The organism is Weissella uvarum (genome assembly GCF_016908785.1).
Lineage (GTDB): Bacteria > Bacillota > Bacilli > Lactobacillales > Lactobacillaceae > Weissella > Weissella uvarum.
On the sequence record NZ_JAFBEO010000001.1, the window covers coordinates 74,694 to 99,320 of the forward strand.

General features: G+C 41.1%; 21 protein-coding genes. 5 read left to right on the forward strand and 16 right to left on the reverse strand.

Features of this window, described 5'->3' with window-relative positions; genetic code table 11:
- Positions 1-36: 36 nt before the first annotated feature.
- The 6 genes from pgmB to JOC36_RS00435 form a co-directional block, all read right to left on the reverse strand.
- Positions 37-690 carry a beta-phosphoglucomutase gene (gene pgmB / locus JOC36_RS00410; RefSeq protein ID WP_205144535.1) on the reverse strand — a complete coding sequence of 218 codons (654 nt, stop codon included), beginning with the start codon at positions 688-690 and terminating at the stop codon, positions 37-39.
- 1 nt (position 691) lies between these two features.
- A complete protein-coding gene (locus JOC36_RS00415) occupies positions 692-3,049 on the reverse strand; it encodes a glycoside hydrolase family 65 protein (protein WP_205144536.1) in 2,358 nt (785 codons plus the stop codon).
- 15 nt (positions 3,050-3,064) lie between these two features.
- The gene (locus tag JOC36_RS00420; protein WP_205144537.1) at positions 3,065-4,561 is read right to left on the reverse strand and encodes a PTS transporter subunit EIIC; all 1,497 of its coding nucleotides are present in this window, start codon (positions 4,559-4,561) and stop codon (positions 3,065-3,067) included.
- Between the two features lie 25 nt (positions 4,562-4,586).
- The gene (locus tag JOC36_RS00425) at positions 4,587-5,078 is read right to left on the reverse strand and encodes a PTS sugar transporter subunit IIA (protein WP_205144538.1); all 492 of its coding nucleotides are present in this window, start codon (positions 5,076-5,078) and stop codon (positions 4,587-4,589) included.
- Between the two features lie 13 nt (positions 5,079-5,091).
- Positions 5,092-5,787: a trehalose operon repressor gene (gene treR, locus JOC36_RS00430; RefSeq protein ID WP_239517484.1), complete on the reverse strand. Its 696-nt coding sequence runs from the start codon at positions 5,785-5,787 to the stop codon at positions 5,092-5,094.
- Between the two features lie 188 nt (positions 5,788-5,975).
- The gene (locus JOC36_RS00435; protein WP_205144540.1) at positions 5,976-6,731 is read right to left on the reverse strand and encodes a hypothetical protein; all 756 of its coding nucleotides are present in this window, start codon (positions 6,729-6,731) and stop codon (positions 5,976-5,978) included.
- 233 nt (positions 6,732-6,964) lie between these two features.
- On the opposite strand from JOC36_RS00435, the gene JOC36_RS00440 reads away from it, so the two are divergent.
- Complete coding sequence (locus JOC36_RS00440; protein WP_205144928.1) at positions 6,965-8,932, forward strand: KxYKxGKxW signal peptide domain-containing protein; 1,968 nt, start codon at positions 6,965-6,967, stop codon at positions 8,930-8,932.
- A gap of 99 nt (positions 8,933-9,031) precedes the next feature.
- Here the strand turns inward: JOC36_RS00440 and JOC36_RS00445 are convergent, their stop codons facing one another.
- The 6 genes from JOC36_RS00445 to JOC36_RS00470 all read right to left on the reverse strand — a co-directional run bounded on the left by JOC36_RS00445 (position 9,032) and on the right by JOC36_RS00470 (position 14,730).
- Positions 9,032-10,645: an Nramp family divalent metal transporter gene (locus tag JOC36_RS00445; RefSeq protein ID WP_205144541.1), complete on the reverse strand. Its 1,614-nt coding sequence runs from the start codon at positions 10,643-10,645 to the stop codon at positions 9,032-9,034.
- Between the two features lie 295 nt (positions 10,646-10,940).
- The gene (locus tag JOC36_RS00450; protein WP_205144542.1) at positions 10,941-12,281 is read right to left on the reverse strand and encodes a dihydrolipoyl dehydrogenase family protein; all 1,341 of its coding nucleotides are present in this window, start codon (positions 12,279-12,281) and stop codon (positions 10,941-10,943) included.
- A gap of 267 nt (positions 12,282-12,548) precedes the next feature.
- A complete protein-coding gene (locus tag JOC36_RS00455) occupies positions 12,549-13,292 on the reverse strand; it encodes a hypothetical protein (RefSeq protein WP_205144543.1) in 744 nt (247 codons plus the stop codon).
- Positions 13,285-13,686, reverse strand: coding sequence for a DUF805 domain-containing protein (locus tag JOC36_RS00460; protein WP_205144544.1), 402 nt, complete (start codon positions 13,684-13,686; stop codon positions 13,285-13,287). The genes JOC36_RS00455 and JOC36_RS00460 overlap by 8 nt, the downstream gene beginning before the upstream one ends.
- 1 nt (position 13,687) lies before the next feature.
- A complete protein-coding gene (locus JOC36_RS00465) occupies positions 13,688-14,107 on the reverse strand; it encodes a DUF805 domain-containing protein (protein ID WP_205144545.1) in 420 nt (139 codons plus the stop codon).
- Between the two features lie 119 nt (positions 14,108-14,226).
- Positions 14,227-14,730, reverse strand: coding sequence for a DUF1836 domain-containing protein (locus JOC36_RS00470; RefSeq protein WP_205144546.1), 504 nt, complete (start codon positions 14,728-14,730; stop codon positions 14,227-14,229).
- Between the two features lie 145 nt (positions 14,731-14,875).
- Between JOC36_RS00470 and JOC36_RS00475 the strand changes: the two genes are divergently transcribed.
- Together JOC36_RS00475 and JOC36_RS00480 are read left to right on the forward strand one after the other, a co-directional pair.
- Positions 14,876-15,691, forward strand: a complete 816-nt coding sequence (locus tag JOC36_RS00475) for a Cof-type HAD-IIB family hydrolase (RefSeq protein ID WP_205144547.1) — start codon at positions 14,876-14,878, stop codon at positions 15,689-15,691.
- Positions 15,692-15,855: 164 nt separating this feature from the next.
- Positions 15,856-17,118: a peptidoglycan bridge formation glycyltransferase FemA/FemB family protein gene (locus tag JOC36_RS00480; protein WP_205144548.1), complete on the forward strand. Its 1,263-nt coding sequence runs from the start codon at positions 15,856-15,858 to the stop codon at positions 17,116-17,118.
- A gap of 44 nt (positions 17,119-17,162) precedes the next feature.
- Here the strand turns inward: JOC36_RS00480 and JOC36_RS00485 are convergent, their stop codons facing one another.
- The 4 genes from JOC36_RS00485 to JOC36_RS00500 form a co-directional block, all read right to left on the reverse strand.
- A complete protein-coding gene (locus tag JOC36_RS00485) occupies positions 17,163-19,907 on the reverse strand; it encodes a phage tail tip lysozyme (RefSeq protein WP_205144929.1) in 2,745 nt (914 codons plus the stop codon).
- A 228-nt stretch (positions 19,908-20,135) separates the two neighbouring features.
- On the reverse strand, positions 20,136-20,378 hold the full coding sequence (locus tag JOC36_RS00490; RefSeq protein WP_205144930.1) for a GlsB/YeaQ/YmgE family stress response membrane protein: 243 nt from the start codon (positions 20,376-20,378) through the stop codon (positions 20,136-20,138).
- 102 nt (positions 20,379-20,480) lie between these two features.
- Positions 20,481-21,032: a hypothetical protein gene (locus JOC36_RS00495; RefSeq protein WP_205144549.1), complete on the reverse strand. Its 552-nt coding sequence runs from the start codon at positions 21,030-21,032 to the stop codon at positions 20,481-20,483.
- Positions 21,033-21,043: 11 nt separating this feature from the next.
- Positions 21,044-21,883 (reverse strand): LicD family protein, encoded by an 840-nt coding sequence (locus JOC36_RS00500; protein ID WP_205144550.1) that lies wholly within the window; start codon positions 21,881-21,883, stop codon positions 21,044-21,046.
- 314 nt (positions 21,884-22,197) lie between these two features.
- Here JOC36_RS00500 and celB point away from each other — a divergent pair, with 314 nt between their 5' ends.
- Positions 22,198-23,511 (forward strand): PTS cellobiose transporter subunit IIC, encoded by a 1,314-nt coding sequence (gene celB, locus JOC36_RS00505; protein WP_205144551.1) that lies wholly within the window; start codon positions 22,198-22,200, stop codon positions 23,509-23,511.
- A 14-nt stretch (positions 23,512-23,525) separates the two neighbouring features.
- Positions 23,526-24,614, forward strand: a complete 1,089-nt coding sequence (locus JOC36_RS00510; RefSeq protein ID WP_205144552.1) for a DUF871 domain-containing protein — start codon at positions 23,526-23,528, stop codon at positions 24,612-24,614.
- The last annotated feature ends 13 nt before the right edge of the window (positions 24,615-24,627 follow it).

Genomic DNA, 24,627 nt, shown 5'->3' on the forward strand with positions numbered 1-24,627 from the left:
AAAAGGCCGATACAATCACGTATCAAGCCTTTTCACCTATATTTTTTCTTTTAACGCAGCTAAGGTAACGTCGTGCGTATTTTCAAAAGTAATATCACCCGGCACACCGATTCCGACAGCTAATTCACCAGCACTCCGAATTGATTGAATCCCAGCTTGCGCGTCTTCAAAACCGATCACGACCTCAGGTGGCAGATGCAATAATTCAGCAGCCTTACTAAAGATTGCTGGATCTGGCTTACCCGCCTGAACTTCGGCAGGATCAACAATACCTTCAAAATAACCTAACAAGCCTAAGCGCTCTAAAATCATCGGCGCATTTTTTGAAGCTGAAGCAACGCTCATTTTAATTCCAGCAACGCGTAAATCATCAAGGAGCTGGTGCATCCCCGGCAAAACATCATCTGGGGTCAATTGATTCACCAAGTTTTGATAACGCTGATTTTTAGCTTCTTCTAAAGCGCGCTTTTGCTCATCACTGTAAGTATTTTCTATATTGCCAGCCGCTAAAATCATCTCTAAGGAGTCCATGCGGCCAACCCCTTTCAAAGCTTCTTGGAGCTGATCAGTCCACTTAACCCCTACTTTCTCAGCTAATTCCCGCCAAGCTTGGGTGTGAAACTTAGCTGTATCTGCTAAAACACCGTCTAAATCAAAAGCAGCGCCCCGAATTTTTTCAAATTTTTGCATATTATCCCTCTAACTGAACTTGCAATGGTTGCATCTCATCAACATCATAAACTTTGCTTTGCACCTTAATCTGCAACGGCCCGTCGGTCGTAATCCGCACCTGCTGTTGATTAATATATAAATCAAGCAACTGTCCCTGGTATCGTTGCTTAAAGTGCACTGAGCACCAGTTCTTTGGTAAGTGCGGGTCTACTGCTAAGATATCTTGTGTCAAGCTCACTCCAGCAAAATGATTTTGAATCACCGACAACGTTTCTCCCATCACACCCGTGTGAATACCTTCCGCCGTGGTTCCACCTTGAATATCATCAACATCGGAACGCAAGGCTTCCATCAAGAATGTATTTGCTTCATCCAAATTACCCAATGTCACATCAATTCCAGCAAAAACGGGCCGTGAAGTCGTTGATCCATGCACCGTTCGTGCTAAATAGTAATCTTTATTCTTTTGCAACCAATCCTCAGCCGGCGCATACCCCAGTTGGGTCAAAAGCTGTTGTACCTGCGTTGCATCAAAATTGTAAAGCAACATCAACAAATCAGTTTGCTTAGCCACTTGATAAGCATCTGGCGACTTTCCCTCCGCCTTCAAAAGGCGATCTACTCGATGAATGTCCCCATATTTCTCACGATATGCTGCTAAATCTAAGCGCTCCAAATCAAAATAACCATCAAATTGTGCAATTACACCGGCGGCATCAATCTCTAAATTCAATTGTTGCGCCACTTGCTCAGCTTTAGCTAGCAAAGCTTGATTAAACGCATCTGCTGCTGCAATCGCTTGGAACGGCTCAAAGTCTTCGGACAGTTCACCAATCCAAGCCAGCATCCAAGCCAACATCACATTAGTATACGCATTATTTTTCACCCCACCAGTTTGAGCATCTGGATAACCCTCGTGGAATTCATCCGGTCCCATCACCCCATTTAAATTAAAGCGACCATCTGTGCCTTGCTCAACCTTATTTAGCCAAAATTTTGCCACTTCCAAGGTCATCATTAAGCCACCTTCATTCAATAAGGTGGTGTCCCCAGTAATTTTTGTATAAACCCACAAGTTATAAATAACTGCTAAACTTACATGTCGTTGCAAACGTGAATTGTCAGGAATCCAGCTATTATCGATCGTATTTAGATGAATAATTTGTGCTTGTTCATCCCCATATAGCCCTGATTGCCAAGGATACATGGCTCCTACTTCATCCTCCTTACTGGCATTGGCTTGGGCTGCTGATAAGCGGCGAATCCGGTATTGTAGTAACGCCTTCGCCGTTTCAGGTTCATTGGCAGCATAATATGGTATCAAGAACAATTCGTCCCAAAAAATGTGTCCCCGATAACCTTCACCGGTTAGTCCACGTGATCCTACTGACACATCTAATTGTGGATTTGCATACTTTTGAGCCAATTGATGCAAGTGGAAGATATTTAAGCGTACTAATTGTTGCGTGCGCTCATCTGCGGTATCCACTTGAATATCAGCGTCTTCCCAAACTTTTGACCAATATTGTTGGCTAGCAGCTTTAATTAGTTCAAACTGATTATCTTGCATATGTGCTTGTAATGCTCTTGGCAAATCCAAACCAGTTTCCTGGGAGGTCACAATTGCAAACTGCTTTTCAAGCTCAAGCGGTACACCAGGTACAAGTGTCGCGGCAAAGGTTTCAGCTAAACCATTTCCCTCAGCCATTACTTGCTTGTCGATATACTGACTTTGTTGCTTTAATGTTGTTTTAGCACCAATTCCAATCGTTAACGCCGATTGCTTTGTTTTAATCCAAACACTTTGTTCATCGGGATCAATCGATAATACATCATATTCATGTGATACAAAATCTCGATAACGTTTCACATTGGCATTAATGGTTGTGGTATCAATCAAACTTATTAATTCAATGGAAGCCTTAAAGTCGGCCGACAAATTCAGCTTAAAGCCTGCTTGATGCCAGTCAAAATGATTAATCACTTTCGTTGTGTCAATCCATATATGCCCTGCTTTGATTTGAAAAACATCACGTTCATGGAGTTGGCCTGAATCAAACGCTAATGTGCTCTCTTGTTCCACTAAATTCGTTTCATCTAAAACCTGTCCATCAACCACAATCCGCAAATACTGTGGATTAGGTAAATTCACTAAATCTTCATTAATCACATCACGTCCTGCTACCGGTGTAGCTGTTTGATTAAAAATTCCAGCTACGTATAGACCTGGATAATGATTATCAGTCTGTTTAGTCCATACAGGAGCCCCACGCCAGCCCATATAACCATTACCAAGTGTCAGTAGCGCTTCGCGTCCATACGCCTTTTCCGTTTGTGCAATCGTATCATAATGTAATTGCCAATCTGTCGCTTGCATGCTGGTCTCCTTTAATTATTCAACTGCATCTTTAAAGACATTCTTTTGTTCAGCTGTCTTTGCCTTGGCAATGTCCTTATCACTGAAGCCCCAGAAGTAAACACAGATAAATGACACAATCACCGTTACTGCTGATGCAATGACAAAAGCCCAGATGTTAAAGCCGTTCTTTGGTGAGAAGAATGATGGGAAGCCAATCAATGACCCCGTAAAGCCAAACATATCAATTTTCATTAAGCCGGCTAGCAAACCACCCCCGGCACCACCAATATTAGCCATCCAGAAAACACGACCATACTTCAAATTAATTCCGTACATCGCTTGTTCAGTCACACCGGCAAAGGCTGACAACGCACCAGCCAATGAAAGACCCTTAAGCTTTTCATTCTTAGTCTTAGCCCAAACCGCCAAAGCACCAGCACCTTGCGCAACCATTGTGAAACTAATCAAACCGTTCAAAACAGAGTGCCCAGTTGAAGCAATGTCGTTTGAAATAATTGGAATCACCATCCAATGCAAACCAAAGATAACCAAGCACTGATACAAACCACCAATAATCATTCCGGCAATTGCTTCGTTCAATGTAACTAACCAATTAATTCCAGCAGCCAAACCGGCTGATAACAATGAAACGGCTGGTCCCATCACAATCAAGACCGTTGTTGTCACAATGAATACGGTAAACAATGGGACAAAAATCGAACGTAATGCTAATGGTGTATGCTTTTTCAACCAATTTCCAACTGGACGTGCCATCCACGCTGCAAAAATAATTGGGAAGATTGAATAAGAATACTGTGGAATGTGAATAGGTAAACCGAAGAAGTTTGCGTTCAATGGCACGCTAAACAAAGTTGGCATCCCCTTCGTTGGTTCTTGCCAAATAGCAGCAATTGATGGGTGCACCAAAACCCCAGCAATTGTCGCCACAACCATTGGATCTGACTTCAATTGCTTAGCAGCACAGAAGCCGACCAAAATTGGTAGGAAATAAAAGGCCGAATCGCCCATCGCGTTAATAATAATGAAAGTCGAAGATTCTGGATCAATCCAATGTAAGTTTTGGGTAAAGAGAGTCAAGAACCCTTTTAGAATACCCGAAGCGGCCAACAAGCCAATCACCGGAATCATTGATCCAGTAATGGTTCCAATCAAAAGTTGGAAAGCGTAAACAACCCACCCCCACAAAGTAGTAGGATTTTCTTGCTTTGGTTCATCAACAATTTCTTCATCAGTGGTTCCACCAGCATAAGCTGGTCCCAATTGCTTAATCACTTCATCGTAAACATCCTCTACAGCTTGCCCAATGACCACTTGATATTGACCAAGTTGACTATTATAAACAGCACCTGCAACACCATCCAATGCTTCTAAAGCAGCCTTGTTCGCTTTCTTCTCATCCTTTAAGTAAAAACGTAAACGCGTAATACAATGAATCACTGAATTAATATTTTCTTTTCCACCAACGCCACTAATAATTGCGCTTGCTAATGCTTGATAATCTTGTCCCATCTGTTCGCTCCTATTATTTATATCATCAACGTTGTGCTGATCCTAACTCGTCGCCAACCGTCACTGTTCTTGGCTTCGTGTCAATCGCAACATGCGCCCCTAACTTTTGTTCATTTGGCATCAAGACCATTACCGTTTTAGCAAGTCCAGACGCATCAATTGCAGCCCAATCAACTTCAACGAGCGTATCACCAGGTTCCACAATATCACCGACGGCAACAGTTGCTTTAAATGGCGCCCCATTTAAGTTCACCGTATCAATGCCAACGTGAACTAAAAATTGCAATCCATCTGCGCGTTCCATCCCAATTGCATGACCTTGGACAACTGTCACTTTGGCATAAACTGGAGCCACCACTTGTTTTACATCAGTTGGCTCAATGGCATAACCATCCCCCATCATGCCAGTTGCAAAAACTGGATCAGCTACATCGGCCAAAGGATGGAGTTGACCATCAGTTGCGGCGAAAATGCGAGCATCTTCAATCAAGGTTTTCTTCTTTCCAAATCCAAACATATCTACTCCTTTGCTAATGTCGCTTAGCAAATACCACTGTTGAGAACCGATCCGCCCGATGACGAGACTCGGTATACGACAGCACGCGACTATCCTTTAAATAAGTTTTACTACGTACAACAACCATGGGGGTATGGCTAGGGATGTTCATATAGCGCCGGTCATCTGCATTAGCTGCTTCAACCGTCAAAGTCTTAACAGCATAGTCAATTTCTAAACCTAACTGCTTTTCAAAATACAAAAAAAGTGATTGCTGAGCTGCTTTAGGCGTTATATCTGGCGCAACAGCTTGCGAAACATAATCATAATCAATAATGTCGCACTCCCCATCGACCAAACGTAAACGGACAATCTTGTATACTGGAATTTTTTCATCAGCTCCAAAGTAAGCTGGCAATTCCATCGTTTCAAAATCAATTAGTCGATTGGTTGAATTCAAATCTTCCAATTGTACTAACTCGCTATAGCTCGTGATTTCGGACAAAGGAAAATGGAATTGCTTTTGATCAATTGCAATTGTCCCTTTGCCACGTAACCGTTGCACATAGCCTTCTTCTGCTAATAATTTCATGGCCTTGCGCACTGTCTCACGCGCCACATGATAATCTCGCATCAGCTTGTGATCACTTGGTAATAACTTACCGGCTTCAAACTCACCTGCATCTAAACGCTGTTTTAAATCAGAATAAATCTCGCGATACTTTTCCATCACCTCTGCCATCCTTCCGCCATAAATTTATCATGATATGAAAGCGGTTACAACTGCTTTATGACAGGTTCTTAACAGCATGGCTAGTCATGTTGTTTAAAAAACGTTAGCTGACCCTATTTATCGACTGGACAACTTTTTCCAATAAAAAAAGACCGTTTCAAAACGAAACGATCTTCAAAAGCATTTTATTTTTCATTAATCAATTGGTCTTGATCAGCTGCCAACTTTTCTTGTTCTTTTAAGTTTTCCGCTAATAAATCAGCCAAACGGGCGCCCATTGGCTTAAAGGTGACGTAAGTCAAAGCTCCTGATGAAACGGCTCCAATCACAGGAACTGACTTGGTTAAGGTTTGCCCTAAACTTTGATGAAAAATACGACTTCCCACTGCGTGACCAATCTTTTTAATAACCGGATGACCGACAGCCTTCATTGCCGCTTTACCAGCTAACTTGGTCCCGATTGGTTCAGCAATTCGCTTAGAACCCACAAACAACACGGCTGCCGCGCCAGATACGCCAAACATCGCCCCCAACAATGCTAGCAATCGTTCTTCTTCGGCATCCGTCAACTTACTCTTAGCACTGAATAACTCATCTGAACCAAATAGATAAGCTAACTGTTGCGCCATCCGCAAAGATAGCCCAAAGAATTGGGCCACATCGGCTGCACCAGTCCCCAACATAATCAATGGGTTGCTTGGCAATCCAGCTAGGATTGATGTTGTCGCGGCCTTGCCAACATTATCTTTAATAATGTCGTTAGCCATATCACGTAATTCATCAGCGGAATAAACCGCTTGTGGTCCTTCGGCTAAAATCCTTTTTAAATTTGGATCGCCTTTAAATTGATCTTTCAAGAAATTTTTTCGGTCCACTTGCACGGTCGGAATTTTCACTAACGCGGCAATGGTTTGATTTGCTAATACATATTTATCTTTCATGCTTACTCCTCCTCGGATAATAATTTAACTATATCAAATTAAGGTTAAAATTATTTAAAAAGCTTTATTTCCAATGTCTATCTACCAACCAAAGCAAACTTGTCACCGTTTTTCTGACATTTCTCAATTTTTCGTCATAAAATAATGACATTTTCGGGCTTTTTGTCATTTTTTCTGTTAGAATATTCATACGTAAGAACTTTTATATTTTTTTCACATTAAAGGAGAACAAGATGAGCGAGTATAAAGAACACGTAAAGCTTTTCAAGTCTGGTAAGCTTTGGGTTTCAGCCCTAGTTGGTACATTTCTTTCAGCAGGTGTCTTAGGCTTAAACACAGCCAATGCCCATGCTGATGACGTTCAAACCACTAACAATGAAGACCCTAGTATTGTTCAGCAAGGTTCAACCACAACCGATGCCAACACGGTAACCCTTGACGCACCAGCTCAAACAACCACTGCTTCACAAACTAGTGCCGCTTCAGCTACAAGTGCCACATCACAAGCGGCTGCATCTCAAGCAGTCAGCGATGCCGTATCAACACAAGCTGTTACCACACAAGCAACCAGTGCAGCAGTTTCAAGCCAAGCCACAGCTGATTCAACTGTCTCAGCACAAACAACAGCTACTGCTACAAGTACAGCTGCACCAGTTCAAACTAAGGCAGCCGTTGCAACGACTGCAGCAACTCCAAAGTACGCTGATGGTACTTACCAAACCGATACATCAAATGCCTACCGTAAGGCTAGCGATACAACGCAAAAGTCAACAATGCAAAGTTTCATGGGTACTACTGGTACCATCCAAGTCAATGGCGCCACAACAACCCTAACCTTGCCCGCTAAGAATACAACCAATGCCGACATGATCCAAAATATTACTTTGGATGGCGTTACTGGTGTTCGCTCAGGCGACAATTTCGTATTTAATGTGCCAACGGCCGACCTTGATAAGACGCTTACAGGTGTCGTTAAGGTCTACGTTGCAGCGCTCGACTTTAACGAGACACAAGACTATGTTGTTATTTTGGATTTGAGTCAAGTTGCGCCATATGTCCCAGCTACTTCTGAGACTACCCCTGATTCAAATGGTTCTACTAATTCAGAAACCACTACGCCTGAATCAAATGGATCAACTACTTCAGAAACTGGCACAACTGACTCACAGACAACCCAAAATCGCAAGCTACAAAATGGTACTTTCGATATTTCAGCCACATACCTCAAGCCAAATTCAACTGAAGTTTCACCAGGGATGAGTCGCAGCCTTCTTTCTGGTGCCAGTGTCACAATTAACGGTGATCGTGCACAATTAAAGATTTCTGCAACTAGTTCTACAACTGCAGCCATGATTGCGAATATGACCGTTAATGGTGTGACTGGAGTCAAAGATGGTTCTTCTTGGACCTTTGATTTGCCAACTGACAGCCTATCAAGCCTACTCAATGGTAGCGTAACAATTTCTGTCCCTGGTTTCTCAGAAACACAAAACTTTGGCATTAATCTAGATATTAGTGCTATCCCAACCGCTGAAACAACTGACCCTGAGTCAAATGGTTCTACTGGTTCTGAAACTACTACCCCTGAATCTAATGGTTCTACCGGTTCTGAAACTACCAATCCTGAGTCTAATGGCTCAACTAGTTCTGAAACTACTACCCCTGAGTCAAACGGTTCAACTGGTTCTGAAACTACCAATCCTGAGTCAAACAGCTCAACTAGTTCTGAAACTACTACCCCTGAATCTAATGGTTCAACTAGTTCTGAAACTACTACCCCTGAATCTAATGGTTCTACCGGTTCTGAAACTACCAATCCTGAGTCTAATGGCTCAACTAGTTCTGAAACAGTAACTCCTGAATCTAACGGTTCTACCGGTTCTGAAACAGTAACTCCTGAATCTAACGGTTCTACCGGTTCTGAAACAGTAACTCCTGAATCTAACGGTTCTACTGGTTCTGCTATAATAACACCAGAATCACAAACTCAAGGTTCTCAATCTGCTGCTACTAGCCAAACCCTAGGTTCAACGACTGCAACCGAACAACTTAATAACACGACAGTTGCTAAACAAGCTGGTCAAAAGCAACACGAGGCTACCCTTCCTAATACAGGATCAGATAGCGAAAATGTTTTGACTGGACTAGGCGTTCTGATCGGAACGCTTGGAATGGGTGGCTTGCTTAAAAAGCGTCACTAATATTTAAAAATTAAAAGAACCATGTCATCGAGCATGGTTCTTTTTTTGCACAAAAAAAATAGCTTGAATCAGCATGATTCAAACTATTTTTAATAATTTTTATTCAGCATTTTGATTAGCTTGTGCTTGAGCAATTTGTTCAGCATAACGCTTATTACCACGACGCAAATCGTAAATTGTCCATGCTAACAAGGCCAAAACCAAAATAGTTGCAATCGCAGCGATGATATTAGCCTCAACCAATGTTTGACCTGAAACAGTATCACCGAAGAAGGCAGCAATTGATCCAGCCTTTCCGAACAAACCATACAGGTTCAAGACCGTTAAGGCCAAAACTGAAATCCAACCCAAGACCCGAATAATCAAGGTGTTCTTGAAACGGTCTCCCATTTCTTGACGACTATCAGTCATCATCAACAATGGAATCATTGAGAATGGCAAAGCAAAGGCCAAGAAGACTTGTGAGTTATTCATAAGCGTGTTCAAGGCTTCGTGTTGTTGTACTTCTGGTTGATTTGCTGTCAACAAGACACACAAGACAACTGGAATAACAGCAAGCAAACGTGTAATCAAACGACGGGCCCACAAAGGCATCCGCATATGAATGAATCCTTCCATGATAACTTGTCCAGTCAACGTTCCAGTAATGGTTGAATTTTGACCTGAAGCAAGCAAAGCAACCGCAAACAAGATTGAAAGTGCACCAGACTTGGCAACACTAATCAAAACCGGGTTACTCAACATTGATGTATCTGACAAAGCCTTATACAAACCAAAGAATGATGGGTCTTGTACTGCGCCAGTCTTAAAGACGGCCACACCCATAATCAATAGCAATGCATTAACGAAGAAAGCTGCTGTAAGCGAGATGTTTGAATCCCAAGTACTGAAACGCACTGTTTGTGCAACTGATTCTTCATCATCATGGTCAATTTGACGAGTTTGTGAGATAGCTGAATGCAAGTATAGATTGTGAGGCATAACTGTCGCACCGATAATACCAAGCGAACCACTCAAAGCTGTCATACCATTAACTTCCTTACTTGCTGAGAAAGTTTCAGTCGTTGGAATCAATCCAGCTAACACACCACCCCAGTTTGGGTCAGAAAGCGCAACTTCATAAACGAAGACAAATAAGATAACCAAAATCAAAGCAACCACAATGGCCTCAATCTTACGGAATCCAACCTTAGTCAATAATAGCAATACGAAAACGTCTAAGACGGTGATAAACACCGCGATAATCAGTGGAATTCCAAATAATAGATATAAGGCAATCGCCGCTCCAATAACTTCGGCAATATCAGTTGCCATGATGGCTAACTCAGTCAAAATCCAAAGAATCACACCAAGCGCCTTACTTGTACGCGCACGAATTGCTTGCGCCAAGTCCATCTGAGTCACAATACCAAGTTTAGCTGCCATGTATTGCAAAAGCATCGCAATTAAACTTGATAGTAAGATTACAGACATCAAGAGATAGCCAAAGTTTTGACCACCCGTAATTGACGTTGACCAATTACCTGGATCCATATATCCAACGGAAACCAAAGCACCAGGACCTGAATAACGCAAAAGCGTCTTCCAGAATCCGGCATCAGATTCCTTTGGCACTGGAATTGAGCCGTTCAATTCTTCAAGCGACTTACCATTCGCATATTGAATTAAACGAAACTTCTTTTCTGGTGCTTGTTGTTCGTTTGTTTCACTCATATAAACCACCTTTCTACACTATTTTAAGTATGAGTGCTTGCATAGGCCCAATGCATACATAGCTTAAGCCCTGCTTTAACTTAATACATTTTACGCCCACACTTTAAATAAAGCAAACATTTATATTGCATTTTAGTTAAAATACATTTTATCTTCATCGCAAATTTAATTTTACATGTATGATAAAAAAATTAAACGATTTTTTTATTCACTTTTTCATAAATTTATTTTTAACCACCCTCTAACTTGAAAAGGGTTACAAAAAAGCAACCAGTTTCCTAGTTGCTTATCGTTATTAATATAGGTATGTTAAATCACTAGCAGCACTTGGATAAACTGGTACCCATGTTTGCAATACGTCAGCACTTTGTTGTTGTCCAATCATCTCAGCAAAGTAATTGATGACTTCTTCCGCATTCGTGGCCAAAACTACTGCACCAACAATGATACCGGTTTGTTTATCGGTAATAACACTGACCTTCGCATGAGCATCGCCCATGCGCATATAGGTGTACCAAGCTCCTAATTGCTGATCATTAATGACGTACCTATCTGGATGGGCTTGTGCTTCCACCAGAGGTACCCCAACTTGAGCCAATTCTGGCCCTGCGAAAACAGTATGCGCGATTGTTGGATATTGAATAGGTTTATCAATTTTCCCACTCAACACTTGAGCCACGTATCGTCCCTCAATACCAGCCACAGGGGTTAACTTTGGTGCAGGACTTGCTGCGACATCTCCTACAGCATAAATATTAGCTGCCGTCGTTTGTAGATAATCATTCACTTGGATGCCACCATGTTCAGCTAACTTCACCCCGGCTACGGCTAAGTCTAAATCAGCGACATTTGCTGGTCGACCCATGGCACTATAAACATGATCAAAGCCAGCAACTGTCTCTTGATTAGTTTCTACCACGAGGCTACGGTCTTGTTTTTCTACAGCCGTCACGTCACTATCCCAATGGAAGATAATTCCTTTTTGAGTCAATAATTCAGTGAGTTCATCCGTATATGCTTGTGGTTGACCACCCAAAATGGCGTGATTATGTTGAAAAATATGCACTGTAACACCGGCTGAAACCGCAATATTAGCTAACTCAATGGCAACATAGCCAGCACCAATTAAGGCAATTTGTTTTGGTTTAGTCGTTTGATTCAAAAAATCATCACTAGTTTCTAATAATTCTTGACCCGGAATTTCAGGCTTCGCCGCTGTTGCTCCGGTTGCAATCACGATTTTATCGGCCGAAATTTCTTCGCCATCTAAATCAAGGGCATGGTCAGAAAGCAACCGCGCCGTACCATGATTGTGATGAATATTAGCATGTCGGAGTCCGGCTTCAGTCCCAGATGGAATTTGATCTGTATAACTTTGCTTAAATGCCATCATCGCAGCCCAATCAATTTCAGGAACGCCTTGTAGCCCTTTGTTTTGAAAGGCTTCAGTTTGACGCTTAGCTTCAACGACACCATACAACATCTTCTTTGGATCACAGCCTCGATTTGGACATGTACCACCCCAAAGATCTTTTTCGATAATTAAAATCCGCTTTTGCTCAGCTAAACCATAGGCAACTTGTTGTCCAGCAGGGCCACCCCCAATAATGACAACATCGTAATCATATTGAACCATTTTACGACCTCCATTCTTTGCTTTAATCATAGCCTAACTGGTTAACCGATTGAAGTCAAAACAAAAAGGTAGCTAGTGCTGAAACACTAGCTACCTTTTCTGATTAACATGTATTTTTTAATTAAGGAGTAGGAGTAAGTTATGCAATGTGCTAATCATTATTAAGCTATAGAGCTTTGGGTTAACTCTATGATTATTAATATAAAGGATTAACTATAAACAAAAGTTAAAGCGCACTGAAGTGAAACTTAAATCCTATTTCAAGCCTTATTTTTGCACATGCTTGCTAAAACTAATACCATCTGGCTGAGCTTCGGTCCGAGATCCAGCTAATGTTGTCAAAGTTGCAATATTCTTGGCAACACTCTCTTTATCTTGACGACTTTCAACAGAATACATATGCAAGTTACCATAGCTGTCGCGAACGAACACAATGGAAATGAATTCCTTCACTTGACCTTGCTTCTTGTTCTCCGTATCACTGTAACCTGTCAAAACAATGGCATCCTTATTTAACTGGTGACCAGATAAGTTTTTCAAGCCCTGCAATGATTGCATAGATTGTTGCGCCAATTGTGTCACGTCCTGATTCATCTGTTGCGCAATTTGACTCTTAGCAGCAACCTTGGTATGCGTTACAAAAATCTTATCTGATTTCTCAGCAAAGGTCTGTGTGAATGTTCCGTTTTGTTGCAAATTATCGTTTGATTGAGCGCTTACAACATCTTTACGATGTCCGTAGTCAGGTAATTGGAAGTAACCACCTTTATCAGCCCCGACCCAAGTCTTTGACTTTTCGAGATTCTCAACCTGCTTAGCATCTGGCTTATTCTTACCACGCACACCAGCTAAGGCTTGTTTACGTACATCAGCTGGTTTAGCTGGCTCAGCCGGCGTAATTTGCAAAACTGATTCAACGACAGAGGCTTGTTGGTAAACACCCACACCAGCCAACGCAGCAATAAACACAGAAACAACTAACACAATCGAAATTCTAACTTTTTTACTCATGATCTGCCTCCGTTGTTTGTGCTGGTCGACGGATTAGTTGACAGAAGACAACTGCTTCACCCCAGAAAGGAATCAACATTAGTAACAACCAGAATGGTGATACTTTTGCGTCACGCAAGCGCCGTACAGCTGCTGCTAAGACAATAATAAATGAGTTCACAAGAATAAACACATAAATCGCAAAAATAATACCAAGCCAAACTGGTAAACCAGAACCTGCCGCTACACTAAGTTGTGGTGCAAAAGCAAACAACAAATAGCTAACTGGAACGGTGATCGCTGAAATAAAGAACCATAGCAACAAAGCGCCAAGGAAGAAGCTACTTCGGCTTAACCGCCCTGAAAATGAATACAACCCGTATTCTTGATTTAAAAATTGCTTTAAAAACTCCATCTTAAGCCTCCGTTACGGTTGACTGTCCTTGGCTAGGCTTAATGGCGTGCCACAAAGTAATTGGTGCTCCAAGGATTGGCACAATCCAGAACAATAAGTAATATCCTGAAACGCCAGCATCATGTAAACGACGCTTCATGGCAGCCAAAGCTTGCACAATCACAACAATTGCGATCAAAATTAATAGTGCAGCTAAGATATAGAAAACAGATTGGGCTGCATTAAAATTCCCACTCATCATCAACATGTTTGCTGCAAACATACCGAGGTAAACGATTGGTGTTACCACCAAACTAACTAAAATTACCCAAGCCAAGCCACCTAAAAAGAAGCTTTCTCGATCTAAATCACCTTTAAATGAGAACAAGCGTCCAAATTTAAAGCCATTTAATTCATTCAAATATGCTAATAGATATTCCATTACATTCTCCATTCTTTTTAACTATTTAAAAACTGTTAGTTATTAAGTATAACGCTTTTAAACAGATTTTTCAGCATTGTTACTTATTAAACACGGATAACAATACAATTACCTTAAAATTATAGGGTTTTATGCTCTTGATCTTGCTCCAATTGGGCAATCAAAGTTTTACTGTAGAGATTGGTGGCAATTGCCAAGGCCACGATTTGACTCAACTCACCATGTGCCTTTAAGGCCATGGCATTTTCTACCTGCGCAGTTCGTACAAAAATAACCGCCGCTTCTTGCGCATCGCAGTATTCATCATAAAAGTCTTTTAAAGAACGGTCTCTTAAAGCTAAGTCTAATACACGCTGCACCTCATCAAGACTAAATGCCTGTTTCATTAAACTAATCAAAATTAAAAAAACAACATGTTGGCGACTATACTTCTTCTTAACTGGCGCTGGCATTAAATCGTGTTTAACATAATTATTTAACATGGCATTTGTCAGGACTCTCTTCTGATTAGCGGGCATAATTTCAGCCACATAGCCGTTAACTAAACTAACGACTTGATCTAAGTATAAATCTAATGTTGGCAATTCATTCCATCGTGGTAATGTAAACTTTTGTTCTGTCATGGTAATCAATCCTCTAATCTACTATAGCTAGTTTCAATAACTAGATTATAGCATGCATCATATTAATAGAACACACACTGGATAATTTACATTCAACCAGAATTGACTTAGTATCAAGTTATTAAAGCAACTGGAGGATTTACTAATGTCTGAAATTGAACTATTGGCCTTTGATATGGATAACACTTTACTCAATCCAGAAAAACAATTATCGCCACGCACCACACGGGTGCTCAAACAATTACATCAAGCGGGTAAACACATTGTGCTTTGCACTGGCCGACCATTCCCAAATGTTGCCCCTTTCATAAACGAATTAGAGCTCAACCATCCTGACGATTTCGTTGTTCTTTTCAATGGTGGCTGTGTTAAGAATATCGTCAGTGACGCTAATCTCTTTGATGCACACTTTGACTTAGCAGATGTCCAAGACATGTTTGCATTTATTCATGACCAGCAACTTCCGATAGATTTAGTGGCTCAAAACGAAGTCATCTCAATTCAAGATTATGGTCAATCGCCTTATCATGAATTATTAAATAAACGAATGCCTTATCAACAAATCGCATTAGCAAATTTACCAGCTGATTTGAACTTCAATAAATTTGTTGTTGCTGCACCAGAGGCCACCTTAGACCAGTTCATTCAATTACTCCCAGCACACCCTGAATTAACCCAAACGATGGATCATGTTCGTTCACGGCGTAACCTACTTGAATTCGTTCCTAAAGGCGTTAATAAAGCTAGTGGTCTACAAAAATTATTAGATCACTTTAACCTCGATGCACAACAACTCATGGTCTTTGGTGACGAAGAAAATGACGCACCAATGTTTAAGCTAGCCGGTACCAGTGTTGCCATGGGCAATGCCATTCCAGAGATTAAAGCCTTGGCTACTGATGTCACTGCCTCAAACGCACAAGATGGTGTAGCGCTCTTTTTAGAAAATTATTTTGCCTAGGTCATAAAATTTAAGATACCATCTAAAAAGTAATGTTTTCATAAAGGAAATAACCTTTTAGTTTCAATTTAGGCAACGTCTCTCATTAAATGTTAAGATATTGTCATCTACCCTATCATCAATAGGGCTTTAAAACTGAGATTAAGAGAGGCACTGCATAACTTATGCAATTTAAAGAATTAACACAACAAGAATTCGACGCCTTTGCCCAACCCCACCCACAAGGTAACTATCTACAAACCAGTGCACAAGCTGAGTTACTCAATGAACGGGATTGGCAAACCGCGCTGTTAGGTGAAGTCGATGATGCTGGTGACGTAATTGCTGCCGCAGTCGTGGCATGGACCCCCGTTCACCTTGGTCAACTATTTAAAATTGATGGTGGTATGTTAATTGACTATCAAGACACCGCTCTCGTTCGTGAATTTATTGAGAATGTTGTCAAATTCGCTAAAGACCGTGGTGGGCTTTATTTAGAAATTGTTCCAAATAAAATTCTCCAAACCTTTGACGATCAGGGGAACGCGTTAAGCGAACCAGATCAAATCGTTGACCGTGCTTTGATGCCTTTAGCTTCTGAGCATATCGCACCCCATCAAGGATGGACTACCAGCGAATCACCAGCTTGGCAATATACAAAGGACTTTCGTCCAATCATTACCGCTGATGACCCTCAAAAGGCCTTGCGTGACTCTTTTGGTAAAGATGGTAAATATTATACAAAAAAGGTTGAACAATTCCATATTACAACCCGACGGTTACAACGTGATGAACTCCCTGATTTCAAGGCCTTAACTCAAGCCACTGCTGACCGTCTCAATTATCATGATAAAGATCTCGACTTTTATTACAAAGTCTATGATAACTTTGGTGATGATGCTTATTTTGTATTCTCAGAACTTGATTTTGAACAACTTATTGCTGAACAAACACAAACCATTCAAGACCTATCAACTCAGATTGCAGCGCTTGATGCCCGAATTGCAGAAAAGCCTAACTACAAAAAGCTTAAGCGCGAACGGAATGAATTAGGCGAACAGGTTAAGCAACATGAAAAGCGCATCGCTGATGCAAAAGCCGACATGGCTAAGGCCGGTAAAGCAAAGGTTGTCCTATCGGGAGCTCTCTTTATCGCCACGGCGAATGAGATGATTTATCTATATTCTGGCACCTATGACGAGTTTAAAAAGTACTATGGTCCATATGCAGTCCAACAATATGCATTCAATCGGACTATTGAACGTCAAATCCCAAACTTTAACTTTTACGGGATTGAAGGCCTTTTTGATGGATCAGATGGTGTCTTAGGCTTTAAGTCTGGTTTCAGTGGTACTGTTGAAGAAAAGGTTGGAACCTACATTGTACCGGTTAAAAAAACCAAGTATCAATTATATCGACTTGCAAAACGTCTCTTAGGACGCAGTTAATAAAAAGGAGTAGCTAACTATCAGTTAGCTGCTCCTTTTTATTTTTAAACCCGGGTACCACGCCCTGTTTTATCAAAGCGATATGTTACACCATTAATTGTTAGCGTCTTATTTTCAACGCGTTGGAAATTGACATAGTATTCAACTTGACCGTTACCCAATTGGCGTAGTCCGTTGATTGCATCCCCAACTGCATTGAAATAGTACGTTTTATTATTCACAGTACGAGTTGCATTCCGAACTTGCTTGCCAGTCGTTGGATCATAGTATTCCAAACCGGTCGCACTATACTTACGCAAGCCAGTTACCGCATAACCTTGCTTATCAAAGTAATAGTACGTTGACCCAGTCTTAACATAACCCGGAACCATAACACGCGCCTTGGTTGTTGGATCGTAGTATTCAATTTTACCATCCGGACGCTTAAAGCCACCAGCAACTGCTTGACCATTTGCGTCAAAATGATATTGCTTCCCATTGATCGTTAACGTTTTATTCCGAACTTGTTGATGCGTTTGAGGATCATAATACTCAACAGCATTGTTGCCATAACGCCGTAGGCCTGTAATCGCATCACCAACGGCGTTGAAGTAATAAGCTGTATTACCTAGCGTTACCCGTTGGTTACGCACTTGCTTGCGGGTCGTTGGATCATAATATTCCAACCCATTCTTACCATACTTACGCAAACCAGTCATAGCTTGCCCGTCATTACCGATATAGTAATAAGTTGAACCGGTTGCCACATAAACATTCTTTAAACGCTTTAAGTTTTTACCATAGTATTCAACGGAATTCTTACCATACTTACGTAAGCCAGTGATTGCATCACCAACGGCATTGAAATAATAAGTATCTTGACCAACAGTAATACGTTGATTTTGGACTTGCTTCCGAGTCGTTGGGTTATAGTATTCTAAACCATTTGTTCCGTAACGGCGCAAGCCAGAAACCGCTTGTCCATCACTACCCATGTAGTAATAAGTGTTACCCACTGGTACGTAAAGATTTGATAACCGCTTTTGGTTTTTACCATAATATTCAACTGAATTTTTGCCATACTTACGTAATCCAGTAATTGCATCACCGACGGCATTGAAATAATAGGTATCTTGACCAACAGTGATCCGTTGGTTTTGGACTTGTTTATGGGTCGTTGGATTATAGTATTCTAACCCACTTGCGCTATAACGTCGTAAGCCAGAAACTGCTTGTCCATCACTACCCATGTAGTAATAAGTGCTACCCACAGGAACATAGACGTTCGACAACCGCTTATGGTTTTGACCATAATATTCAATTGAATTCTTGCCATACGTCCGCAAACCGGTAATGGCATCACCTTCACCATTAAAGTAATAAGTAGCTTGGTTAACAGTTACCCGCTTATTACGCACTTGCGCTTTGGTGGTTGGATCATAATATTCCAAACCATTCGTACCATAAGTACGAAGACCAGACATCGCCTTACCATTCACATAGTAATACCAGTTATTACTACTCTTTACATAACCATTTTTAGTATTTGGCGCGGTATTTGTCGATCCGCTCGCCACAGTACCAAGATAGTTAAACCAGTAATTCGCAATATTACCACGTACAGGTTGGTATGAGTCATATGGACGCTCATAATTGTTCATGAAGACCATGGCCAAATCAAAGGCTGACGCTTTACTCTTCATGTATTGCGATGCCGTCATACTACTATAGCGACTTGGGAAAAACTGTGTTCCCGGCGTTACCATTTCAAATTGAATTCGTGCCGCTTGGCCTGTTAGAGTGCGGTAATCATAACCATTTTGACGACACCAATTAACTAACTTGCTGGCTGGGGTCCATTGCACTAGTCCATAACCACCGCCGCCACCAATTTCAGTAATATCAGGCAATAAGTAACTTTCAATCGTCATATTCCCCAACATTCCAGCGATGGCATTCCGAGTCCAACCACGCGCTGAAAAATACTGATACAAAAAGCGAGCATTGGCCTTTTGGGTTTCTGAATAGTTATAGGTTGAGGCCGTTTGGACTGATTTAGGCGCTACGGTCACGGTCTTTTTAACTGACACTTGGTTACTTGCACTAGTCTTTGTCGCACTAGTTGACTGTGCTTGAGTATTTTTAGCAGCTGTTGATTGCTTAGTCCCATTTGTTTGCTTCGTTGAAGCTGATTGTTGAGTAGCATTGGCCATTGAAGTCGACTGTTTTGTCGTTGCACTCTTAGCCGTTGACGTTGATGCTTGTGTAGATTTAGTAGTCTGCGAACTTACTGATTGGCTTGTTGCTTTACTAATACCATTGCTTGGTTGAGTCGTCTGTGAACTCATCGATTGACTAGTGACCTTGTTTGCCACACCACTTTGTTGCGCTGCTGTGCCACTCGTAACCGATTGATTGTTAACGGACTGACTTACGACAGTCTGGCTCACACTGGTAGCTTGACTGATCTTTTGATTTGCACCGGATGATACGCTTTGTACCGCAGTTGAGGCTGGTGCTTGACTGGTAACTTCCGCCTTCACTGGGGCTTGTGCTACGGTTTGTGTATTAGTTGGATCAGCTTGCAGCTTAGCAGCAATTTGATTTTGAACTTGATCCTTAACTGAAGTTGTTTCATCAGAATCGGCTTGATCATGTGCAGTTTGATCAGCTTGATTAATTGCATTTGTACCGACTTCATCGGCTTGAGCAGCTCCGGTACCACCCAACAAGGCGGTCGCAGTTCCTAAAGTTGTTGCAACTGAACTCACCCAAAACTTACCACTTTTATACATCTTTAAACGTGCCATGATTCATCCTCATCGTCTTTGTCATGATTTTTAGATTTAATTAAATTCATAAGGTTTTCTTAATATTCTTAATAAATTTAATATACCTAATATCGCACCTAACGTCAATCAAAAATAAACGTTTTCTAATAAACACAACCAGACTAAGCTTAAAATCATTTAAATGGCACTGACCGCTAAAAAACAAAAAAAAGACGCCTATTTGTAATAGACGTCTTTTTAAAACTCTTAGTTCTTAATCTTGCTCATAACCCAGCTAACAACAACAACCACGATTACAGCACCGATGATTGATGGGAAGATAGCCATTCCGGCCAAGCTTGGTCCCCATGTTCCTAGCAAAGTTTCACCAAGCCATGAACCAATCAAGCCAGCCAAGATGTTAGCGATCCAACCCATAGAAGTGTGAGTAATCGCACCACCGATAGCACCAATAATTGCTCCAATAATTAGCATCCAAATTGTACTCATCATTTGTACAACCCTCCTTGAATAATTTCTAATTAGCGAATAACGCCAATAGTTCAATTTTACTCGCTTTTTTCAAAAATTCCAGGAAAATCACTCTTTAAATTAATAAATGGTCAAAGCTAGCACCTGTTGATCGGTCGCTGTTTGTCCCTCATCAATATCAACTTCTTTAATCCCATTACGGATGCGCATGCCCACCGCTTTAAAATAATCAACATGCTGCTTGATAAAGTCCGCTGCCGCATCTTCGAAAATCACTTCTGAACTTTTAACAAAATCATGCTCATCTAACTGCGCTTTAATGTTTAAATAAATTACTGTTTCTGCATCATCAAGTTTTTCTGGGAAATTTTCAATTGAAATTGCGACCAAATCATTAACCAGTGACGCATGTTGCTTACTAATATCTGACCAATGTAAGATTGTTTGCACATGCTCTGGACCATCATTTGTGGCATCTAATTGAAATCCCATCGGCATCGTAAAAAAATTATAGCGACGTAATTGATCAAATAATTCCGGAGATTCTTCAATCACGACACCAAATTGGCCATTACGAGCTGCATTCAATAACAAGTGTTCCAATGCTGTTCGAAGTGTTGCTTCAATTGTTTCATAAACTTGATCAATATAATATGTTGCTTCAATTGCCATCTTAATCCTCTTTAACCTAAACCATCTTGTGTGGCATCATGCCGAATGTAAAAATTCCCATGCGACTTATGTTCATCTGGAATTTGCATGTAATTTGGACCAAATAATTTTTCCAAGTACCCTGGACCAGGAATATTCACAGTGCGTCCTTCAAAAACTGCTGGCTGACGTTTGGTTGTATATATTTCCACAGACTGGTTTTCACGCATCGCATTAATCCCTTGGACCACATACAACGACATTGTGTGACTCGTCTGATTTTTTTCATTTACTTTGCGCGCCAAACGATCAATTTTCGCCGCATATCCGTCAGTCGATTGGTGCTTAACCAAACTCGTTGTGACTTGCTTGATGAAGACCTTCCACCAAGGTTCATCCCGATTAAAGGCAGTCCGCCGAGTTGAATTCCGCAGTCCATCTAAAATTTTCATACGATAATAGGCACTTTTCTGTCCAGATTGCTGATCAGGAACATGATCTAATGGAAAAACATCAACAAAAATCCCATTATTCACATTTAACAATTCATTTTGTGAACCAGTCTGGACATTGGCAACTCGCGTATAAGCAATCCCTGATCCATCCGTTTGCTCCAGATTGATTAATTTCAACCGAGGCTGAGTGGGCCGATAATTAGCAACAAATGCATCATATTCCTCACGTGGCATTGCTAAATCAATATCGTCGTCCCATGGAATAAACCCATGATGCCGAACTGCCCCCAAAGCCGAGCCACCTGTTAAGACATACGTCATATTATGTTGCTTTAGATAATCTAAAATATCATCCAAAATCTCCAACATATACAAATGGACTTCCTCAATTGTTAAAAAGTCTTCCGACGCCACCATAATTTTCTACCTTCGTTGTTTATTCTTTTACTGATACTAACAAGACATTATAGCATACCCTCTTTTTACAAGGCGCACCCCAACCACGCCCCCTTCAAATTCCCAAAAAATTTTTAACAAGTGCTATAGCATTGCTCTTTTTTTCGAAGAGCATCCCACCGATAAGTAAATCGAAACACCATTTTCCAACCATCTAATTGGTATATACCAGAACCGTCATATCAACGTTTTTAGGGCTAGCTTTTTATTATGAAAGCGTTTACATTATAGGCATAGGGAATATTTATTAAATAACTTGTTGGGAGGCAAGGATTATGAATGACAAGGTTACAAAGTTTTTGGAGAAATATTTGCAACCCATTGGGGTGAAGCTAGCGGCCAATAAGCCGTTGAATGCCATCCGTGATGGAATTGCCCTGAGTATGCCATTAGTGATCGTTGGATCAATGGCATTATTGATTGCCAACGGTTTTTCAATCGAACCATTTAAGAATTGGCTAGTTGATAACGGGATTTTCGATTGGTTGGTTAAGATTACCAATGCCAGCTTTGGTTTAATTGGCTTGGTAGCCGCCTTTGGAATTGCTTATCGTTATGCTGAATCACATGGTACTGACGCATTATCAGCCGGTATCCTTTCACTTGCTAGTTTCTTCTTAGTGACACCAGATCTTACAACTGGTGGTAAAGAACCACAAACCGGGATTGCTTACAGCCATCTTGGTGCTGGTGGATTATTCGCAGCTATTATTGTCGCATTAGTAAGTACCGCAATTTTCAACTGGTTTGTTAAGCGTGATATTCGAATTAAGATGCCAGATGGTGTTCCACCTGCCGTTTCAAATTCATTTGCTGCTTTGATTCCTGGTTTTGTCATCATTATCTTCTGGGGTCTTGTATACGCCGGACTTAAGATGACGCCATTTGGTGATATTCACCAAATCTTACAAGTTGTCTTGGGCCGTCCATTGGGTGCCTTTGGTGGATCACTAATTGGTGCAATTGTCGTAACTATTTTGACTTCATTGCTTTGGTTCATCGGTATTCATGGTGGAAACATTACTGGAGCCATTATGAGCCCAATCTGGCTTGGTTTGATGGCTGAAAACTTGAAGGTCTATCAAGCTCATCCTAACGCTACCATGCCACACATGGTTACCCAACCATTCATGGACTTCTTCGTTTACCTTGGTGGTGGTGGTGCCACACTTGGTCTGGTCTGCGCAATGTGGCTAGTTGCTAAGTCAGCGCGTTATAAGACTTTGGAAAAGTTGATCACACCACCAGGTTTGTTCAACATCAACGAACCAACAATGTTTGGTGTTCCAGTCGTTTTGAATGTTAGCTTGATTATTCCGTTCGTATTGGTACCTGTAATTAACGCCATCATTACGTATGTTGCAATGTCAACTGGTATCGTGCACGCAACCGTTGGTGTGATGGTTCCTTGGGTCACTCCACCAATTATCTCAGGATTCTTGGCAACCGGTTCACACATTTCTGGAACAGTATTGCAAATCGTTCTTTTGGTAATCGACACAGCGCTTTACCTACCATTCATGCGTAACGTTGACCGCGTTGAACTAAAGAACGAACAAGATCTTGAAGCTGCTGCAACAAACGAATAAACGAGGCCGCAACGATGCACGAACTTGGAATTTCAATTTATCCATCAAAGAGCCAATTTGATGAGATGAAAGCTTACTTAGATGACGCTCACAGTCTTGGTTACACGAGAATTTTCACTTCCCTATTAGAGGTAACTGGCGATGCCAAGAGCGTAGTCGAGAATTTTAAGAACATTATCATGTACGGGAATGAACTGGGGATGCAAACCACAGTTGATATTAATCCCAAACTATTTAAGCAACTTGGGATTACTTATGATGAATTAGGTTTCTTTGCAAAAATTGGTGCAACAACTGTTCGTTTAGATGAAGGGTTCACTGGTTATGAAGAAGCAAAAATGACCTATAATCCCTACAATCTTAAGATTGAAACGAATATTTCACGTGGTCAACACTACATTGACATGGTCTGGGACTTTGGTCCTAACCCACGTAACTTAATTGGTTCTCACAATTTCTATCCGCAAATCAGAACTGGTTTGCAAAAAGATTACTTTATTCAAACAACTGAACGTTACAAGCAATATAACTTAGAGACTTCAGCGTTTATCGATGGTACAACTGGTAAAGTTGGCCCCTGGCCAGTTGCCGAACGTATGGTTTCAATGGAAGCCCAACGTGCCATGTCAGCGGCTAGCCAAGTCCAGCTAATGAAGCAAATCAATTTAATTGATAATCTTTATATTAGCAGTTCGCTAGTGAGCCATGATGAATTAAAGTTAATCGCTGATGCTTATCAGACACCTTACCCGGTCTTAGAAATTGAACTAGCTGATGATTTAACCGCTATTGAGCGCCAAATTATTTTGGATGAAGTCCATCTTTACCGCGGTGATTGTTCTGGTTATATGATTCGTTCGAGTCAGCCCCGGATTAAATACGCAGCCGAAGATGTTCCGGCTCATAATTTAATCGACATTCAGCCTGGCGATATTGTTATCGGCAACACATCATTTGGACAGTATAAAGGCGAACTACAAATCGACCTCGCCCCTTGGGAGAATGATGGTCACTACAATGTCGTCGGTCACGTCCACGCTTCAAACATGCCAGTCTTAGAAACAATCAAGCCTTGGCAGTCATTTACATTAATCGAAAAATAGGAGTTCATTGATT

What these genes read in the sequence shown, in the direction of transcription:
- JOC36_RS00485 (WP_205144929.1), bottom strand. Translation starts at nt 19,907, where the DNA reads ATGGCACGTTTAAAGATGTATAAAAGTGGTAAGTTTTGGGTGAGTTCA.
- JOC36_RS00445 (WP_205144541.1), bottom strand. Translation starts at nt 10,645, where the DNA reads ATGAGTGAAACAAACGAACAACAAGCACCAGAAAAGAAGTTTCGTTTA.
- JOC36_RS00495 (WP_205144549.1), bottom strand. Translation starts at nt 21,032, where the DNA reads ATGGCAATTGAAGCAACATATTATATTGATCAAGTTTATGAAACAATT.
- JOC36_RS00435 (WP_205144540.1), bottom strand. Translation starts at nt 6,731, where the DNA reads ATGAAAGATAAATATGTATTAGCAAATCAAACCATTGCCGCGTTAGTG.
- celB (WP_205144551.1), top strand. Translation starts at nt 22,198, where the DNA reads ATGAATGACAAGGTTACAAAGTTTTTGGAGAAATATTTGCAACCCATT.
- pgmB (WP_205144535.1), bottom strand. Translation starts at nt 690, where the DNA reads ATGCAAAAATTTGAAAAAATTCGGGGCGCTGCTTTTGATTTAGACGGT.
- JOC36_RS00510 (WP_205144552.1), top strand. Translation starts at nt 23,526, where the DNA reads ATGCACGAACTTGGAATTTCAATTTATCCATCAAAGAGCCAATTTGAT.
- JOC36_RS00450 (WP_205144542.1), bottom strand. Translation starts at nt 12,281, where the DNA reads ATGGTTCAATATGATTACGATGTTGTCATTATTGGGGGTGGCCCTGCT.
- JOC36_RS00460 (WP_205144544.1), bottom strand. Translation starts at nt 13,686, where the DNA reads ATGGAGTTTTTAAAGCAATTTTTAAATCAAGAATACGGGTTGTATTCA.
- JOC36_RS00425 (WP_205144538.1), bottom strand. Translation starts at nt 5,078, where the DNA reads ATGTTTGGATTTGGAAAGAAGAAAACCTTGATTGAAGATGCTCGCATT.
- JOC36_RS00420 (WP_205144537.1), bottom strand. Translation starts at nt 4,561, where the DNA reads ATGGGACAAGATTATCAAGCATTAGCAAGCGCAATTATTAGTGGCGTT.
- JOC36_RS00465 (WP_205144545.1), bottom strand. Translation starts at nt 14,107, where the DNA reads ATGGAATATCTATTAGCATATTTGAATGAATTAAATGGCTTTAAATTT.
- JOC36_RS00415 (WP_205144536.1), bottom strand. Translation starts at nt 3,049, where the DNA reads ATGCAAGCGACAGATTGGCAATTACATTATGATACGATTGCACAAACG.
- JOC36_RS00440 (WP_205144928.1), top strand. Translation starts at nt 6,965, where the DNA reads ATGAGCGAGTATAAAGAACACGTAAAGCTTTTCAAGTCTGGTAAGCTT.
- JOC36_RS00470 (WP_205144546.1), bottom strand. Translation starts at nt 14,730, where the DNA reads ATGACAGAACAAAAGTTTACATTACCACGATGGAATGAATTGCCAACA.
- JOC36_RS00500 (WP_205144550.1), bottom strand. Translation starts at nt 21,883, where the DNA reads ATGGTGGCGTCGGAAGACTTTTTAACAATTGAGGAAGTCCATTTGTAT.
- treR (WP_239517484.1), bottom strand. Translation starts at nt 5,787, where the DNA reads ATGGAAAAGTATCGCGAGATTTATTCTGATTTAAAACAGCGTTTAGAT.
- JOC36_RS00480 (WP_205144548.1), top strand. Translation starts at nt 15,856, where the DNA reads ATGCAATTTAAAGAATTAACACAACAAGAATTCGACGCCTTTGCCCAA.
- JOC36_RS00475 (WP_205144547.1), top strand. Translation starts at nt 14,876, where the DNA reads ATGTCTGAAATTGAACTATTGGCCTTTGATATGGATAACACTTTACTC.
- JOC36_RS00455 (WP_205144543.1), bottom strand. Translation starts at nt 13,292, where the DNA reads ATGAGTAAAAAAGTTAGAATTTCGATTGTGTTAGTTGTTTCTGTGTTT.
- JOC36_RS00490 (WP_205144930.1), bottom strand. Translation starts at nt 20,378, where the DNA reads ATGAGTACAATTTGGATGCTAATTATTGGAGCAATTATTGGTGCTATC.